At 73.9% G+C, this 15,988-nt stretch carries 15 protein-coding genes; 7 read left to right on the forward strand and 8 right to left on the reverse strand.

What is annotated here, in order from left to right; genetic code table 11:
• Positions 1–97: 97 nt before the first annotated feature.
• Entirely contained in the window at positions 98–847 is a 750-nt protein-coding gene (locus AAH991_RS30555) for a sulfite exporter TauE/SafE family protein (protein WP_346229383.1), read from the forward strand.
• An 89-nt stretch (positions 848–936) separates the two neighbouring features.
• Here the strand turns inward: AAH991_RS30555 and AAH991_RS30560 are convergent, their stop codons facing one another.
• Positions 937–1,122, reverse strand: coding sequence for a hypothetical protein (locus tag AAH991_RS30560; RefSeq protein ID WP_346229430.1), 186 nt, complete (start codon positions 1,120–1,122; stop codon positions 937–939).
• Positions 1,123–1,154: 32 nt separating this feature from the next.
• Here AAH991_RS30560 and AAH991_RS30565 point away from each other — a divergent pair, with 32 nt between their 5' ends.
• Together AAH991_RS30565 and AAH991_RS30570 are read left to right on the forward strand one after the other, a co-directional pair.
• Positions 1,155–1,820, forward strand: coding sequence for a hypothetical protein (locus tag AAH991_RS30565; protein WP_428834055.1), 666 nt, complete (start codon positions 1,155–1,157; stop codon positions 1,818–1,820).
• A 168-nt stretch (positions 1,821–1,988) separates the two neighbouring features.
• Positions 1,989–2,198, forward strand: a complete 210-nt coding sequence (locus AAH991_RS30570; RefSeq protein WP_169988874.1) for a hypothetical protein — start codon at positions 1,989–1,991, stop codon at positions 2,196–2,198.
• Between the two features lie 4 nt (positions 2,199–2,202).
• Here AAH991_RS30570 and AAH991_RS30575 read toward each other — a convergent pair whose 3' ends face one another.
• Genes AAH991_RS30575 through AAH991_RS30585 form a run of 3 tightly spaced genes read right to left on the reverse strand, consistent with a single transcriptional unit; the run spans position 2,203 to position 7,064 of the window.
• The gene (locus AAH991_RS30575) at positions 2,203–4,143 is read right to left on the reverse strand and encodes a S9 family peptidase (protein WP_346229385.1); all 1,941 of its coding nucleotides are present in this window, start codon (positions 4,141–4,143) and stop codon (positions 2,203–2,205) included.
• Positions 4,143–5,924 (reverse strand): N-acetylglutaminylglutamine amidotransferase, encoded by a 1,782-nt coding sequence (locus AAH991_RS30580; RefSeq protein WP_346229386.1) that lies wholly within the window; start codon positions 5,922–5,924, stop codon positions 4,143–4,145. The genes AAH991_RS30575 and AAH991_RS30580 overlap by 1 nt, the downstream gene beginning before the upstream one ends.
• A 6-nt stretch (positions 5,925–5,930) precedes the next feature.
• Positions 5,931–7,064, reverse strand: coding sequence for a carboxylate-amine ligase (locus AAH991_RS30585; protein ID WP_346229387.1), 1,134 nt, complete (start codon positions 7,062–7,064; stop codon positions 5,931–5,933).
• 225 nt (positions 7,065–7,289) lie between these two features.
• On the opposite strand from AAH991_RS30585, the gene AAH991_RS30590 reads away from it, so the two are divergent.
• The 4 genes from AAH991_RS30590 (at position 7,290) to AAH991_RS30605 (ending at position 10,745) form a co-directional block, all read left to right on the forward strand.
• The gene (locus AAH991_RS30590) at positions 7,290–8,732 is read left to right on the forward strand and encodes a cellulose binding domain-containing protein (RefSeq protein WP_346229388.1); all 1,443 of its coding nucleotides are present in this window, start codon (positions 7,290–7,292) and stop codon (positions 8,730–8,732) included.
• A gap of 179 nt (positions 8,733–8,911) precedes the next feature.
• Positions 8,912–9,769, forward strand: a complete 858-nt coding sequence (locus tag AAH991_RS30595; protein WP_346229389.1) for a universal stress protein — start codon at positions 8,912–8,914, stop codon at positions 9,767–9,769.
• 131 nt (positions 9,770–9,900) lie between these two features.
• A complete protein-coding gene (locus AAH991_RS30600) occupies positions 9,901–10,386 on the forward strand; it encodes a DUF6194 family protein (protein ID WP_346229390.1) in 486 nt (161 codons plus the stop codon).
• Positions 10,387–10,436: 50 nt separating this feature from the next.
• A complete protein-coding gene (locus tag AAH991_RS30605) occupies positions 10,437–10,745 on the forward strand; it encodes a thiamine-binding protein (protein WP_169988881.1) in 309 nt (102 codons plus the stop codon).
• A gap of 45 nt (positions 10,746–10,790) precedes the next feature.
• On the opposite strand, the gene AAH991_RS30610 is transcribed toward AAH991_RS30605, so the two are convergent.
• From AAH991_RS30610 to AAH991_RS30625, 4 genes are all read right to left on the reverse strand, one after another.
• The gene (locus AAH991_RS30610) at positions 10,791–11,474 is read right to left on the reverse strand and encodes an endonuclease V (RefSeq protein WP_346229391.1); all 684 of its coding nucleotides are present in this window, start codon (positions 11,472–11,474) and stop codon (positions 10,791–10,793) included.
• Between the two features lie 35 nt (positions 11,475–11,509).
• On the reverse strand, positions 11,510–13,696 hold the full coding sequence (locus AAH991_RS30615; RefSeq protein WP_346229392.1) for an MFS transporter: 2,187 nt from the start codon (positions 13,694–13,696) through the stop codon (positions 11,510–11,512).
• 113 nt (positions 13,697–13,809) lie between these two features.
• Positions 13,810–14,715, reverse strand: a complete 906-nt coding sequence (locus tag AAH991_RS30620) for a D-isomer specific 2-hydroxyacid dehydrogenase family protein (protein WP_346229393.1) — start codon at positions 14,713–14,715, stop codon at positions 13,810–13,812.
• A gap of 117 nt (positions 14,716–14,832) precedes the next feature.
• Positions 14,833–15,984: a glutathione-independent formaldehyde dehydrogenase gene (locus AAH991_RS30625; protein ID WP_346229395.1), complete on the reverse strand. Its 1,152-nt coding sequence runs from the start codon at positions 15,982–15,984 to the stop codon at positions 14,833–14,835.
• Positions 15,985–15,988 lie beyond the last annotated feature (4 nt).

A 15,988-nucleotide genomic window follows, 5' to 3' on the forward strand; every position in this document is an offset into this window, starting at 1 on the left:
GCACGAAGAGCACGGGACCCCGCCCGGCGCGGGCGTGTTGTGGACTCGCTGTGAGGCCGGTTTCGGCTGTCCAAAACCCATATGGTTGGGTTCCCTTGTGTTTGTCGACGTACTCGGGTTGGCCGGGATCGGCCTGATCGCCGGGATCGTCAGCACGGTCGTGAGCCTGGCGTCGATCGTGTCGTACCCCGCGCTGCTGGCCTTCGGCCTGCCGCCGCTCACCGCGAACGTCACCAACACGGTCGCGCTGCTGTTCACCGGAGTGGGGGCGGCGGCCGGCTCGCGGCCGGAACTGGCGGGGCAGGGGCGTCTCCTCGCCCGGCTCGGCCTCGCCACCGCGCTGGGCGGGGCGACGGGCGCGGCGCTGCTGCTGGTCACGCCGTCGCGGACGTTCGAGGCGGTCGCCCCATGCTTGATCGCGGGCGCCTCGCTGCTGCTGTTGCTGCGCCCGCCCCGCCCCGGACGGGTGCACCTCGGCGGGGAGAAGGGCCTGGCCCTGCGGGTGGGCGCCTTCTGCGTCGCCGTCTACACCGGCTACTTCGGCGCGGCCGGCGGCATCATGATGTTCGCCGTGCTCGCCGCGGCGCTCGACCGCCCCGCGGCCGGGGTCAACGCGGTCAAGAACGTCGTGGGAGCGTTCGCCAACGCCGTCGCGGCCGTCTGGTTCGCCCTGTTCGGGCCGGTCGACTGGGCGGCGGTCGGCCCTCTGGCGGCGGGGTTCCTCGTGGGCGGCTGGCTCGGCCCGGCGGTCGCCCGCCGCCTGCCCGGCGACACGCTGCGCCTCGCCGCGGCCCTCTGCGGACTCGCGGTCGCGGTCAAGCTGGGCGTCGACGCGTACGGCGGCTGAGCGGGCGGCGGTCTCCCGCCGGGCGGGCCGGCGCCTCAGCCGGATGTCCGCACCGCCGGGCCGCTACGCCGCCGGGCGGCTGCCCGGGCTCACCGAGAGGTCGTGCCGGGGGACGCGTCCACCGCGGCGACGGCCTCGGCGTGCCGGGCGCGCAGGCGATCCCGGATCTCCTCCGGCGTGTACGCGCGCCTGCGGCGCTCGGCCCGGGCGATCACCACACCGGTCGCCGCGACACCCGTGAAGGCCGCCAGACCGAGTATCTTCCACCACCGCATGTGCCTAGGCTACTGCCGTGGCTCATACGCGGATAAGCCTCGACAAGGCACTCGAACTGGCCCGTACCGGTGACGTCTGGGTGTTCCGGGGGCGCAGCGTCCCGGACCGCGCCATCCAGGTCACCACCAACAGCCCGGTCAACCACGTGGGCATGGCCGTGGTCGTCGAGGACCTGCCGCCGCTCATGTGGCACGCCGAACTCGGCCGGTCGCTGCCCGACATGTGGTCGGGCACCCACCAGCGCGGCGTCCAGCTGCACGACATGCGCGACGCGGTCTGCGTCTGGGCCGCGAGGTACGGCCAGCGCGCCTGGCTGCGCCAGCTGGAGCCGGGCGTGAGCAGGGAGATGGAGGACGCCGTCCTGCGGACGATCGCACGGCTGGACGGCACGCCGTTCCCGTCCACGGCCCGCCTGGCGGGACGCTGGCTCCGCGGACGGCTGCCCGCACTCCGGCCCGCGGCGTGGCGCGGGCTCCGCGACGCGGAGCGGCGGACCCGCGACAGGGCACTGGAGACCGCCTACTGCGCGGAGGTCGTCGCCGTGACCTACGAGGCGATGGGCCTGCTGCCCGAGGGCCGCCGCCCGAACTGGTACGACCCCGGCAGGTTCTGGAGCGGCGACAACCTCGTCCTCGGCGGGGGGCATCGGCTGGGCGGCGAGATCGCGGTCGACGTCCCCGGCGGGGAGGCGCCCTGACCGCCCGTCGCGGTGTCCCCGGCGGTGCGGGCGCGCTGACGGAGTGCGTCTCGATAACGCCCCGGCGAAGTTTTCCCCGGGGCGGTCAACCTCCGGCGCCGCAGGCGCGTCAGGTGTAGGCACCGTTCGTCCAGACCCGGAGGGCAGAGCCCCATGCCTACTCCTGAGATGAGACGCGAGGATCTCGCCGGCACCACCGACCGGGAGCGGCGGGCGCGTCTCGCGCTCGACGCGATACGCCGCCAGGGTCCGGAGGCGGTGCAGGAGGAGACGCTGCGCCTGAAGTCCGAGCTGTTCCGGCAGTACGGATGGGAGGGATACCAGCGGGTCATCGCCAAGATGGAGAGCGACCTGGCGCGGCTGCACGAGTCGCGCTGACCGTTCAGGCGGACGACGGGCAGGTCAGATGGCGTCCGAGCCACTCGGTGACCCGCCGCGTGAACCTGACTTGGTTGGCCCGCCGCCGGATCTCGTGCCCCTCGTCCTCGAACAGCAGCAGCTCGCAGGGCACGCCGCGGGCGCGGGCCGCGCCGACGACCTGTTCGGCCTCGTACACCGGGACGTTGGTGTCCCGCGCGCCGTGCACCACCAGCAGGGGAGCGGCCAGGCGGTCGAAGGCGTGCAGGGGCGACAGCGCGTGCAGCAGGTCGCGGTCGGCCTCCGGATGGCCGTACTCGCTCACGGCGGCCGCGGCGATCCACGGCTCGGTGCGCTCGTAGAAGGTGGCGAAGTCGGCCATCCCGCACACGTCCACCCCGGCACGGAAGAGCCCGGGATAGGTGACGAGCGCGGCCAGCGTGAGATAGCCGCCGTACGACCAGCCCGTGCAGGCCAGCCGGACGGGGTCGGCGAGGCCGGTCCGCACGAGGAAGGCGGCGCAGTCGGCGACGTCGTCGATGGCGTGGAACCGCAGCGCGTGGTCGTCGGCCTCCCGGAAGGCCCGGCCGAACCCGGCCGAGCCGCGCACGTTCGGCGCGAAGACGCCGATCCCGGCGGCCACCAGGCACTGGTACAGCGGGGTGAACGCGGGCCGCTCCTGGTCCTCCGGCCCGCCGTGCAGGAACAGCGCGTACGGCGCGGGGCCCCGTGCGCCGGGCGGGCGGTAGAGCCACCCGCCGATCTCCAGCCCGTCGCGGGCCGGCAGCCGCACGAGTTCGGCGTCCACGGCCCCGGCGACGCGTCCCGCCCCGGCGAGCGTCCGGTACCGGCCCGTGTCCAGGTCGCACGACACCACCTGTGAGGGCTGGGCCGGCCCTTCCACCGCCAGCAGGGCGATCCGGTCGTCCAGCGACACCCTGATCGAGGTCACCAGCTCGCCCGGGGGAGGGGGCAGCGGGCGCCGCACCGGGTGCCCGGCATCGTGACCGGCGGTCCCGCCGGTGACTCCGCCGGTGACTCCGCCGGTGACAAGGGCGGTGTCGGCGACGCCGCCGGCGTGCCCCCAGCCGTGACCGCCGTCGCCCGGCTCCAGCACCTCCAGCTCCGAGCGGCCCGCGACGTTCCACACCAGCACCAGACGGCGGCCGTCCGCGCCGAGCGCGAAGCGGTCCAGCTCGGCGTCCGGGCGCTCGGCCAGCACCACCGGGCCGCCGCCCCGGCTCACCGCCACCAGCGCGGCGCGGTCCCGGCCCGCGTCGGACAGCAGGTAGGCGGTCTCGCCGTCGGGGGACAGGACGCCGTGGTCGGTCGAGCCGGGCAGGCCCGCCAGCAGCGGCTGCTCCGTGCCGCCCAGGGTCAGGTCTTTGAGGTACATGCGCCGCATCCCCCTCGGGCCGCGCCGCAGCAGCACCCGCGCGTGGTCGCGGCTCACCGACTCCGGATGCACGAGCGGCCCGGCCGCGACGGTCTCCCGGCTCCCGGTGCCCGCGTCGACCAGCAGGGCCTCGGCCGGCCCGTGCGCCGAGACCTCGGCCGTCAGCAGCAGGTCGCCCCGGCCGGTCCACCCGACGAACCAGGCGGACCCGCCCTCGGGCGCGGCGAGCGGCCGCAGGTCGCCGCCGTCCGGGCGGACCGTCCAGACCTGGGTGTGCTCGCCGCCGCCGGGCACCACGAGCACGGCGAGCCGCTCGCCGGTCGGCGACCAGCTCACCTCGGCCACCGGCTCGGGTCCGGTGTCGACGGCCCGCGCCCCCGCGCCGGGCCGCGCCGGCTGGACCCAGACCCGCGGCGTGCCGTCCCGGTCGCTGACGTACGCGACGGCGCCGCGGTCCGGAGCCATGGCCGGCGTCCGGCAGCCCCAGGCCCCAAGGAACGCGGCCCCCGGGAACGCGCTCTCCGGGAACGCGGCGTCGGGCGGTTCGGTGCCGAGGAGGTGCTCCGCCATCAGATCCCTTGCGACTGCAGCCACATCTCCAGCAGCCCGAGCTGCCACAGCGTGTTGACCCCCGTCGTGGCGCGGTCGGCCCCCGGGTCGTCCAGCAGTCTCGCGACGTACGCCGGGTCGAACAGGCCGCGGGAGCGGGCGGCGGGCGCGGTGAGCGCGTCGCGCACCAGGTCGAGGAACGGCCCGTCGATGTGCCGGATCGCGGGCACCGGGAAGTAGCCCTTCGGCCGGTCGACGACCTCGCGCGGCAGCAGTGCCCGCGAGGCCTCCTTCAGGATGCCCTTGCCGCCCCCGGCGAGCTTCAGCTCGGGCGGGCACGCCGCCGCCAGTTCGACCAGCTCGTGGTCGAGGAACGGCGTGCGGGCCTCCAGACCGTGGGCCATCGTCATGTTGTCCACCCGCTTGACCGGGTCGTCGGCGAGCATCAGCCGGGTCTCCAGGCGCAGGACGGCGTCGAGCGCGGTCTCGGCGCCCGGCCGGTCGAGGTGGTCGCGGACGACGCGGGCGCTCTCGTCCTCCCCGGCCAGGTGGGCGGGCGCGACGATGCCGGCCAGGTCCTCGTGCGGCCGGTCGAAGAACGCCCCGGCGTACGCCGCGAAGGCGTCCTCGCGTGGCACGGCGGCCACGGGAGGGAACCAGCGGTACCCGGCGAACACCTCGTCGGCGCCCTGCCCGGACTGCACCACCTTGACGTGCCTGGCCACCTCCCCGGACAGCAGGTGGAAGGCGACGCAGTCGTGGCTGGCCATCGGCTCGCTCATCGCCCGCACCGCCTCCGGCAGCCCGGACAGCAGCCGGGAGTCCTCGATGAGGATGCGGTGGTGGTCGGTGCCGAAGCGCTCGGCGACCAGGTCGGAGTAGCGGAACTCGTCGCCCGCGTCGCCGCCGGCCGCGTGGAACCCGATGCTGAACGTCGACAGGTCCCGCTGGCCCTCCTCGGCCAGCAGCGCCACGATGACGCTGGAGTCCAGGCCGCCCGACAGCAGCACGCCCACGGGCACGTCCGCGACCATCCGCCTGCGGACGGCGGCGCGCAGCCGCTCGAGCACCGCCTCGCGCCAGTCGTGCGCGTCCATCCCCGCGTACCGCGGCAGCCGGGTGAAGGGCGGGTCCCAGTAGACCGTGTCGCGGGAGGTCCCGTCGGCCTCGACCGTGCGCACGGTCGCCGGCGGCAGCTTGCGCACGCCGGTGAGGATCGTGCGCTCGCCCGGCACCAGCGAGTGGAAGGTCATGTAGTGGTGCAGCGCGACCGGGTCGATGTCGGTGCTCACCTCGCCGGCGGCGAGCAGCGCGGGCAGGGTGGAGGCGAAGCGCAGCCGCCGTCCGTCCCCGGACACGTACAACGGCTTGATCCCGAGGCGGTCGCGGGCGAGCGTCAGCCGGCCCGTCGCCGGTTCGAAGACGGCGAAGGCGAACATCCCCGCGAAGCGGCGCACGCAGTCGGGTCCCCAGTGGTGGAACGCCTTGACCAGGACCTCGGTGTCGGAGCCGGAGAAGAAGTGGTATCCCTCGGCCCGCAGTTCCTCACGCAGCTCGCGGTAGTTGTAGAGGCAGCCGTTGAAGACCGCGGCCAGGCCGAGGGAGGGGTCGGCCATGGGCTGGGCCGCCTTGTCCGACAGGTCGATGATTTTCAGGCGCCGGTGGCCGAGGGCTACCGGGCCCGACGACCACAGTCCCGACCCGTCCGGGCCGCGATCGTGCATCGCGTCGGTCATCCTGCCCACCGCGCCGATGTCGGCGCGCCGCCCGTCGAACCGGATCTCGCCGCTCAGTCCGCACATGTCGTCCTACCTCCCGGCCGCCGCGAGCCGGCGGTCCCCGGCCCTCGTCTCGGCGAGCAGGAGGTCCACGACGTCGGTCAGGCGGCCGCCGCGCCGGAAGGCCCCACGCTGCCGCGCGGCCGAGCCGCCGTCCGCCAGCGCCCGCTCCGCGAGGGACGAGACCAGCGCCCAGTCGCCGGACTCCTCGAGCTGTGGCCGCAGCCCCTCCAGCATCCGGCCGATCACCTCACGGGCCGGCCGCGGCACGCCCTCGACCGGGTCGACCAGCTCGCCGTCCAGTCCCGAACGCGCGGCCCGCCAGGAGGCGGCCCGCACCATTTCCGTACGCACGGACTCCTCGGCCGCGCCGGGCGAACCGGTGGCGGCGTCCAGCTCCCGCGCGACCAGCGCGCGGAACAGCCCGGCGATCAGCACGATGTCGTCCACCCGGGGGCAGGCGTCGCACACCCGCAGCTCGACCGTGGGCACGTGCGCCGACGGCCGGACGTCGAAGTAGAGCATGCCGGGATCGCTGATCACCCCCGACCGCACCAGCTCGTCCACCATCGCGTCGTACTCCTCGGCCGACTCGAACCGCGCCGCCGGCCCGGCGGTGGGCCACCGCTGCCACACCATCGACCGGAAGCTCGCGTATCCGGTGTCGGCGCCCATCCAGTACGGCGAGCTGCAGCTCAGGGCCAGCAGCGGCGGCAGCCAGGGAGCCAGCCGGTGCGTCACGGCCACCGCGAGATCCCGGTCGCGCACCTCCGCGTGCACCTGCGTGCCGCAGATGAGCTGCTCGCGGGCGAGCGCCTGGTAGTCGGCCAGCATCTGCTCGTAGCGCGGATCGGGGGAGATCTTCATCGTCTCGGGGTCGACCAGCGGGAGCGTCCCCGCGGCGACGATGCCCAGGCCGAGGCCGTCCGCCGCCGCGACCACGTCGGCCCGCAGTCCGGTCAGCTCCCGCGACAGGTCCTCCAGACGGGTGACCGGGCGCGTCGTGGCCTCCACGACCGAGCGCTGCAGCTCCTGGGTGAACCGGTCGGGGGGCAACTGCTGGAGAAGCAGGCCGGCGCGCGGGACGGGCTCCCGTGTTCCCAGGTCCACGACGTGGAACTCCTCTTCGACGCCGATCGCCATGTCCCGCGCGGAATCCGTCATATGGTCGCTCCCCAGGCTGATGAGTGCTTTCGCGTCCTCTGCCCCGAAAGTCGCCTTACGCACGTCTCTGGTTTGGCATGGTGATGAAAGTTACAGGTCCTCACCGGAGGGTCGCCCAGCTCACCGGCGCGGCGGCGGGGCCGCCTCGGCCGGGACCCTTGACGGGAAAGGGCCACGCCGCCACGATCGCCGCGTTCCGAGCCGACCGTGAGCGCAGGGAGCCCGATGAACGGCCGCACATCTTCCTTCCGACGCCGTGTCTGGGCGGCCGCCGTCGCCGCGGTGCTGCTGACCGCCTGGCCCGCCGCCACCCCGGCCGGGGCGGTCGACGACCCACCCGCGCCGGTGACCGGCAACGCGACCTACTTCGACGCCCTCGGCGCGCCGTACGGCGGCTGCGGCATCCCGCAGTCGGAGCTGGACTCGCAGGACTTCGTCGCGCTGAACGTGTACGACACCCCCGGGGACTACGCCTTCTACCCCCGGCCCCTGACCGGGGCGAACGCGTCCAAGGCCGGGCTGTGGAACAACGGCCTCAACTGCGGCCGGTACGTCAAGGTGACGATCTCCGACTACTGCACGGGCGTCAACGACGGCGGAGCCGGCCAGGCGTTCTGCCGCAACGGCTCCTGGGTCTCCGACGCCTACAGCGGCGCCACGCTGACCATGATCGTCGCCGACAGTTGCGGCGACCCCAACGGCTGGTGCCGCGACGACCGCTACCACCTCGACCTGTCCAAGCCCTCGCTCAACAAGTTCGTCAAGAACGGGACGCCCGTCGGGGACATGTACCCCAACCACTGGAACAACCGCCATGTGACCTGGTCGTTCGTCCCGGCGCCCGGCTACAGCGGCGACATCCGCATCGGGTTCATGAAGGGCGCGCAGGCGTGGTGGCCCGCCATCGCGGTCTCCCACCTGCCCAACGGCATCCACGGGGTGGAGTACTACGCCGACGGCGCCTGGAAGCAGGCCCAGATGAACTCCGACATGGGCCAGTCGTACATCATCGGCGGGGTGACGCAGGGCGCGACCCGGTTCCAGATCCGGGTGCGCGACGCGTCCGACGCACTGGTCAACGGCGGCCGGGTCTACAGCTTCGCCCTGCCCGCGTCCTGCGGATCGCAGTGCGGCGCCGACTACACGGAGGTGAGCTACACCACGACGACGCCCAGCGGGTCGCCCTCGCCCTCGCCGTCGGCATCCCCGTCCGTGTCGCCCTCGCCGTCGCCCTCGCCGTCGGTCTCCCCGTCCGTGTCGCCCTCCGCTTCGCCGTCGGCATCCCCGTCGGCATCCCCGTCCGTGTCGCCGTCCGTGTCGCCGTCGGTGTCGCCGTCCGCCTCGCCCAGCGCGTCTCCCTCTCCGAAGCCCGGGAACTGCCAGGTGACCTACCAGGTGGCCAGCTCGTGGCAGGGCGGGTTCACGGCGAACGTCACCGTCAAGAACACCGGCACCGCGGCCTGGACGGACTGGGGGGTCGCCTGGGACATGCCGTCCGGGGTGAGCCTCGTCAACGCCTGGAGCGCGACCGTCACGACCGGCGGCGCCCGCTGGACGGCGAAGGCGCCCTCGTGGGCGAGGGACCTCGCGCCCGGCGCGTCGGCGAGCTTCGGCTTCCAGGCGTCCGGCCCCTCCACGCCCGGGGCGAGCGGCATCGCCTGCTCCTGACCTCCGGCCGGCTCGCCGCCCCCGGACGGCGGTGGGCGGGCCGGCCTCGCTCCGGATTCCACCCCCTGCCCGGGCACCGTACCCGCGGGAGGAGAAAGGTCCCGCGGCGCGGGGACCAGCGGCCCTGCCCCTGACGGGGCGCAGGGGGTCGGATGGGGGCAGGAGCAGAAGGAGGAGCCATGACCCAACCCGTCATCGTGGGCACCGACGGATCGCGCGCCGCGACCGCCGCGGTGGAGTGGGCCGCGGGCGACGCGGCGCGCAAGGGCCTGCCGCTGCGGATCGTCCACGCGGTGGACCGCCTGCCGTACGAGATCGCGCGCTATCCCATCCCGGTGGAGGACCAGCTCGACCGGGCGGGCCGGCGGATCCTGGAGGATGCCGAGCAGGTCGTGCGGGAGACCCACCCGGTCGTCCGCGTCACCACCGCCCTGATCGAGGGAGACCCGTCCCGGGTGCTGCGCCAGGAGGCCGGGAACGCGGCGCAGATCGTGGTCGGCAGCAGGGGACACGGCGGGTTCGCCGGCATGCTGCTCGGCTCGGTCAGCATGCACGTCGCCGGCCAGGTCGACGTCCCCGTCGTCGTGGTGCGTCCCGGGGTGTCGGCGCCCCACGGGCTGGTCGTCGTCGGCGTCGACGGCTCCGACGAGGCCGGCACCGCGCTGACCTACGCCTTCGAGGAGGCGCGACGGCGCGACTGCCGGCTGCTCGCCCTGTACGCCTGGCAGCTCCCGGTGCACGCCTTCGCACCCGAGATCACCTACGACATCGACGAAGTGCGCAAGGCCCAGGAGGACTACGTGGCGGACACGCTGCGGGCCCACCGGGACCGCTACCCCGACGTCCGCGCCGAGATGCGGGCCGTGTGCGCGCACCCGGTCGCCGCGCTGGTGGAGGCGGGGGAGAAGGCCGACCTGCTCGTCGTGGGGTCGCGGGGCCGCGGAGCCGTCGGCGCGGCGGTGCTCGGCTCGGTGAGCCGGGCGGTCCTGCACCACGCGCACTGCGCCGTCGCGGTGGTGCGGCCTCCCCGGGACTGATGCCGGTACGCGCGAGGTCTCATCCGCGAGTTGAGAGTCGGTGACGGTCTACCAGCGGATTCGCCGGGAAAGTCTCATAAAGGAGTTGAATGGGACACTTGAAGGAGGACATCCGGCGAGAAAGGACTCCTGTGACCGAGAACGACGTCATCGAATTCGCGACCGGCCTCCCGGGCGTCGTCGCCTTCACCGCCGGCGAGGACAACGGCGCCCCACCGGCCGCGTGGGGAGACACCTTCTTCTACTACGACCCCGACGACGTGCCGGCCGACCGGAAGATGCCCTTCGCCACGATCGTCGTCAAGGATTACGAGGGGTTCGACACCGCCTCCGACCTGAACCGGCCGGGCGTCTTCCGGGTCAACATCGGCGTCGGCCGCGCCGTGTTCGAGGAGCTGCTCGGTTATCCGCCGGCCGCGCACCCCGCCCACCACGAGGCGGTGGACTACCGCGTACCGGACCTGATCCTGCCCCACCCGGTCTACGCCGCCCAGTCCTGGATCTGCGTGGTCAACCCCGGCGACGCCACCGCCGGGCGGGTGCGCACCCTCCTGACCGGCGCGCACGCCCGCGCGGCCGCCCGCCACGGGACCGGTGACCAGGCCACCCGCGCGTGACCGGACGGGTGTTAGCGTGACTCCGGAGTCGCGATCTTCGAGGAGGTCTCGTGTCGGTTCTCGTCGCGTTCAGCGTCACGCCGATCGGCGCCGGTGAGGATGTCGGGGAAGCGGTGGCGGAGGCCGTGCGCGTGGTCCGCGCGTCCGGCCTGCCCAACCGCACCGACGCCATGTTCACCACGGTCGAGGGCGAGACGTGGGACGAGGTGCTCGGCGTCGTCAAGGACGCCGTCGCCGCCGTCGAGGCCCGCTGCTCCCGCGTCAGCCTGGTGCTCAAGGCCGACGCCCGAGCAGGTCAGGGCAGGCTCGACGCCAAGGTCGCCACGGTGGAGCGCCACCTCGCCGAACGCCCGTCCTGATCACGGCCGGAGAGGCGCCGCACCGCCGCGTACGGCGGGTCGCCGTCAGGGGGAGCCCGCCATGGCGGTCTTCAGCGCCGTACGCGACAGGCGGTCGGCGGCGCGCGTCGTCTCGGGGAGCCGGTGACGCGGGGTCAGGGCGAGCACATGCCGGCAGGCGGTCTCCAGGTCGACCCGATGGCCGACGGAGACGAAGACCGGCTTGACGCCGTCCCGGGTGCGCAGGACCCGGCCGGTCACCTCGCCGTCCAGGAGCAGGTCGCTCCACGCGCCGCGCTCCCGGCCGGGCTGCTCGAACGAGCCGACGAAGGCCGTCTTGCCGACGCCGATCGTGGGCAGCCCGGTGAGCACGCCGAGGTGGCAGGCGAGGCCGAACCGCCGGGGATGCGCCAGGCCGTACCCGTCGCAGACGATCAGGTCGGGCGTGACGGTGAGCCGCTCCAGCGCCTCGACGAGGCTGGGCAGCTCGCGGAAGGCGAGCAGGCCGGGCACGTAGTCGAAGGCGGGCCGTCCCGGCACCGTCACCCGCTCGACCACGTCCAGGCTCGCCGCGTCGAGCACGACGACCGCGGCGGCCAGCAGGTCGTCGGAGTAGGCCACGTCCACCCCCGCGACCAGGGCGGGGTCGCGGGGACCGGGGCCGGTCAGGTCGAGCCGGGACCGCAGGGCGTCCTGGATCGCCTCCGCCTCCTCGACGGTGGCCGGGGCCGTGACGGAACAGACCTCCATGCGGCGACCATAACGCTCCCGGCGGCTCGGTCGCGTCACCTCAGACCGGCACGCTCGCGCCCTCCGGCACGGGATGAGCGGTGGTGCTCGACCACGCGGTCGCTCCGGCCGGGGAACACCATGATCAGAAGGTGCTGAGGTGTCCCCGCCTCCCCGTCCGGCTTCCGATAGTGGACGCGGATCCGGTAATGGCCCTTGCCGCGGAACGCCAGATTCGGCAGGGCATCTCCTCCCATCGGGTCCTTGAACTCGATGTGGCCGGTGGGGCTCCGGTAGCCGATCTCCACCACCCGGTGCCAGCCCTTCACTTCGACCGGGGGCCGCGTGCGGTAAATCTCGGTGGTCACGCAGATGTCGTAGTCGGAGTGGCTGAGGATCATCACGTGCCCGGGAACGGCGGCGACCAGGCCGTCGTCCTGTGCCGTGTCCAGCAGACCGTCGTCGAACGGGTCCGACGGCACGCTCTCGTCGTACTCGAAGGATTCCAGGACGCCGTAGTCGGTCCACGTCCGCTCGCGGGCGACGCGTACGGGTCTGATCAGCGGCCGGTGCCGGGAACGGTCGCACGCCTTCTGGTTGGCGGCCTCCTGCGCCCGATACTCTGCCTCCTCGGCGTCGATCGCCGCCTGGATCCTCGCGGCTGCCGGGGGACAGATGGGCGCGATCAGTCCTTCGTCCGCGTGGGGGCCGGGGTAGATCGCGCACATCGCCCGCCCGTACGCCAGCAGGTCCCGGTCGGAGACGGCCGCGAACCGACCACTGCGGCGCACCCCGCAGATGAACGCCCGTTCGCCCGTCGGCACCCTCGCCGCGTCGCCGTACCGGGGCGCGCACTGGTCGGCCGTGGTGATGCGGCCGTACGCGAGGTCGGCGGCCGGCAGCGTGGCCAGCAATGCGAGCACCGCGAGCGGCGGCCCGGCCCGCCGGACGGCGCCGGCGATCGCCGAGGGCGGCCAATCGGTGGCCTGGTCCGGGCTCGTCCCGTCGGCCTGGCGGGAGTCATCGGCCGTATCGGCATCGTGGGCGGCCGCGGACCGCCTGGCCCACAGGAGCGGGGCGGCGGCGGCGAGCGCGGCGACGGCGGCGAGCGCCGGCGGCGCGACGCCGCCCAGCTCGGCCAGCCGCTCCGCGGGCCCCTCCAGGAGATCGCCCGCCTCCTCGGCGACGGTGGTGAGCAGGAGCAGCAGGCCGCCCGTCCGGCCGAGCAGCCGGTCGGGCGTGACGGCCTGCCGGTGGCTGAGCAGGGCGACGGCGGCGATCACCGTGCCGGTCGCCGGGACGCCGCTTCCGAGGACGTACCAGATCCGTTCCGCCCCGGGCCCGGAAAGGGCGAGCAGCAAAGTGAACGGCGCGCTCACGAGCAGGGCCCACCAGGCCAGCCGGAACGCGCCGAGCCTGCGGTGCAGCAGCACCGCCAGCAGCGCCCCGAGGACGACAGGGCCGTAGGCCGACGTGATCGCCAGCCGCCAGGGGTACTCGATCGGTGTCGCGCTCAGACCGAAGAACGCCGTCGCCCGCGCCTCGTCGGCCGCCTCGTCGCCGAGTTCGTAAAGCACGGACGACAGCAGCAGATAGAGGGCGATGGCCCGGAGGGCCGGATGCCGGGCCGTGAAGCGGATCCCCTCCGCCGTCTCCCGCCACAGCCCCGTCCTCGGCGGCGGCCTCTCGGCGGCGGAGACGCCGCGGAACAGCGCCGCCACCACGGCCAGCGCCAGGCCGGCGGCGAACAGGAACGCGGACCCCTGCCAGACGGTCAGCGTCAGCGTCATCGGCACGACGGCGATGCACGGCAGCAGGATCAGCAGAGCGTTCGCCGGGAGCAGGCGCGCACGCGGTACGACGGACGGCAGGTACGCGTCCTGGCCGAGCGCCGTCACCGTCGGCAGGACGCCGCCCGCCGAGATCATCGCGAGGACGAGCGGCCAGGTGGGCGCCCCGAGAGCCCCGGTCGCCGCGACGGACGTGAGGGCCGCTCCCACCAGCGCGGACACCACCAGGACCGACCGGCGCCGCACGCGGTCGATCAGCACGCCCAGCGGCAGCGCCAGCACGAGGATCGCGACCGGCTCCACGACCCCGTCAATCATCTTGAGAAGGTTCGACGAGATCCTCTGATCAGCGGTCCACAGGGCCGGTTCGATGAGCGGGTAGGCGACGCAGACGATGACGGCGGCGAGCGCGAAGAGTGCGAGCCGCAGACGAGCCGGGCTGGGGGAGGCCATCTGGTGATCTTCGCCGGATCCGGGCGGCCGCCGCAAACCGCCTCCGGCCAGGCTCGCGGGGCCCCCGCCGCCGGGGCCTCGGCCCGTGGGCGGCGGTGGGGATCCCGGCGGCCTCAGTAGCCCCGTGCGGGGTCGATCAGGCCCAGCAGCGGCTCCCCGCGCAGGTAGCGGGCGACGTTCTCGCGTACCCGCTCGGCGAGGCTCTCGGTGAGGCGGGTCTGCGGGTTGGCGCTGTGCGAGGTGATCAGCACGTTCGGCTCGGCCCACAGACCGTGCCCGTCCGGCAGCGGCTCGGGGTCGGTGACGTCGAGGGCCGCGCCGCCGATCTCGCCGGCGCGCAGCGCGGCGAGCAGGGCGTCGGTGTCGACGAGCTCACCCCGCGCCACGTTGACCAGCCACCCGTTCGGGCCCAGGGCGCGCAGCTCGTCCCGTCCGACAATGCGGTACGTCTGCGGGGTGGCGGGCGCGGCCAGGACGACGTGGTCGGCCCGCGGCCAGACGGCGGCCAGGTTCTCGAACGGCACGGTCTCGGCCGCGCCCTCGACCGGCCTGCCCGAGCGGTTGACCGCGAGGACGCCCGCGCCGAGCGCGCGCAGCCCGGGGAGGACGGCCCTGCCGATCCCGCCCGCGCCGACGACGGCCACCGTGCTCCCGCGCAGCGTCCCCGGCTGGTCGCGCCGCCACGTACGGCTCCGGGCGGCGGCGGGCAGCCGGTGCACCCCGGCCAGCAGCAGGGCGAGGGCGTGCTCGGCGACCTGCGGGGCGTAGGCTCCCGCCGCCGAGCACCACACGCGCGTGGAGTCGACGAGCCCCTCCCGGGTCCAGCGTTCGACGCCCGCGGAGGGCAGCTGGACCCAGCGCACGCTCGGCGTCAGGTACTCCCGCACGCCCTCGGGCCGCGAGTCGGTCCAGACCAGCGCCTCCGCCCGGCGCGGATCCGCGACGACCTCGCCGCCCGCGGCGCGGACCGACTCGACGATCAGCGGCGGGTCCGCCGGGGCCACGCAGACGGTGAGCACGCGCCCGTCCTCTCCTGGTCGCGCCGGGCGCACGCGCGGCCGCGGCTTCGTCCCCACATTACGGTCCGCCCGCGTCGGCCGATCACCGGCCCGGCTCGCGTGATCGGGGCCGTGCCGTCAGTCGATCTTGTTCGGGTGCAGGACCACCTTGGTCCAGCCCTCTTCCCGCGCGTCGAAGTGCTCGTACGCCTCGGGCGCGTCGTCGAGGTCGAGCTCCTGGGAGACGATCCAGGACGGCCGGGCGCCGCCCTCGTGGATGAGGGAGCACAGCTGGCGGTTGTAGTTCTTGACGTTGCACTGGCCGGTGCTCATCGTCTGGCCCTTCGACCAGAAGGTGCCGTAGTCGATGGCCACCTCTCCCCGCTGGTAGAGCTTGTCGCCGCCGCCGGGGTCGCGGGGGACGAACAGGCCCACGACGGCGATGTTCCCGGTGAACTTCACCGATCTGACCAGATCGTTGAGCGTCATGTTGGGACGCTCCGCGCCCTTCGGATCGTGTGCCTGGAAGCCCACGCACTCGCAGCCGCGGTCGGCGCCCATGCCCTGGGTGAGCTCCAGGACCTGCTCGACCGGGGAGGACCGGGAGTCGTCGATCGCGATCGCGCCGATCTCCTCCGCCTTTCTCAGCCGGTCCGGATGGTGGTCGATGACCATCACGCCGCTCGCGTTCCTGAGCAGGGCCGAGTAGGCGGCCATGAGGCCGACCGGGCCCGCGCCGTAGACCACGACGGTGTCGCCCGGCTGGACACAGGCGAGCACGCTCGCGTGCCAGCCGGTGGGCCACACGTCGGCCAGCATGACGTAGTCGGTCTGCCTCTCCCGCGCGTCCTCCGGCAGGACGAGGCAGTTGAAGTCCCCGTACGGCACGCGCAGCAGCTCGGCCTGGCCGCCGTTGTACGGGCCCATGTCGGCGTAGCCGTACGCGGCGCCGGCCAGGCCCGATTTGGGGTTGGTGGTCAGGCAGAAGGCCGTCAGGCCCTGCTCGCAGTTGGCGCAGAAGCCGCACGAGATGTTGAACGGCAGGCACACCATGTCGCCGACCTTGACCCGGTCGACGGCGTCCCCGATCTCGACGACCTCGCCGAGGTTCTCGTGGCCGAGGACCCGGCCCGGCTCGAAGCTGGTCCTGCCCTCGTACATGTGCAGGTCGGAGCCGCAGATGTTGGACGTGGTCACGCGGACGAGGACGTCGGTGTGCCGCTCGATCCGGGCGTCCGGCACGGTGGTGACGCTGACCTTTCGGGGGCCTTCGTAGACCACGGCTTTCATGGCT

It is taken from the genome of Microbispora sp. ZYX-F-249 (assembly GCF_039649665.1).
Lineage (GTDB): Bacteria > Actinomycetota > Actinomycetes > Streptosporangiales > Streptosporangiaceae > Microbispora > Microbispora maris.

Excerpts from the sequence above, each read along its gene's own strand:
- AAH991_RS30560 (WP_346229430.1), bottom strand. The coding sequence starts at position 1,122 with ATGCGGTGGTGGAAGATACTCGGTCTGGCGGCCTTCACGGGTGTCGCG.
- AAH991_RS30570 (WP_169988874.1), top strand. The coding sequence starts at position 1,989 with ATGAGACGCGAGGATCTCGCCGGCACCACCGACCGGGAGCGGCGGGCG.
- AAH991_RS30575 (WP_346229385.1), bottom strand. The coding sequence starts at position 4,143 with ATGGCGGAGCACCTCCTCGGCACCGAACCGCCCGACGCCGCGTTCCCG.
- AAH991_RS30580 (WP_346229386.1), bottom strand. The coding sequence starts at position 5,924 with ATGTGCGGACTGAGCGGCGAGATCCGGTTCGACGGGCGGCGCGCCGAC.
- AAH991_RS30585 (WP_346229387.1), bottom strand. The coding sequence starts at position 7,064 with ATGACGGATTCCGCGCGGGACATGGCGATCGGCGTCGAAGAGGAGTTC.
- AAH991_RS30590 (WP_346229388.1), top strand. The coding sequence starts at position 7,290 with ATGAACGGCCGCACATCTTCCTTCCGACGCCGTGTCTGGGCGGCCGCC.
- AAH991_RS30595 (WP_346229389.1), top strand. The coding sequence starts at position 8,912 with ATGACCCAACCCGTCATCGTGGGCACCGACGGATCGCGCGCCGCGACC.
- AAH991_RS30610 (WP_346229391.1), bottom strand. The coding sequence starts at position 11,474 with ATGGAGGTCTGTTCCGTCACGGCCCCGGCCACCGTCGAGGAGGCGGAG.
- AAH991_RS30615 (WP_346229392.1), bottom strand. The coding sequence starts at position 13,696 with ATGGCCTCCCCCAGCCCGGCTCGTCTGCGGCTCGCACTCTTCGCGCTC.
- AAH991_RS30625 (WP_346229395.1), bottom strand. The coding sequence starts at position 15,984 with ATGAAAGCCGTGGTCTACGAAGGCCCCCGAAAGGTCAGCGTCACCACC.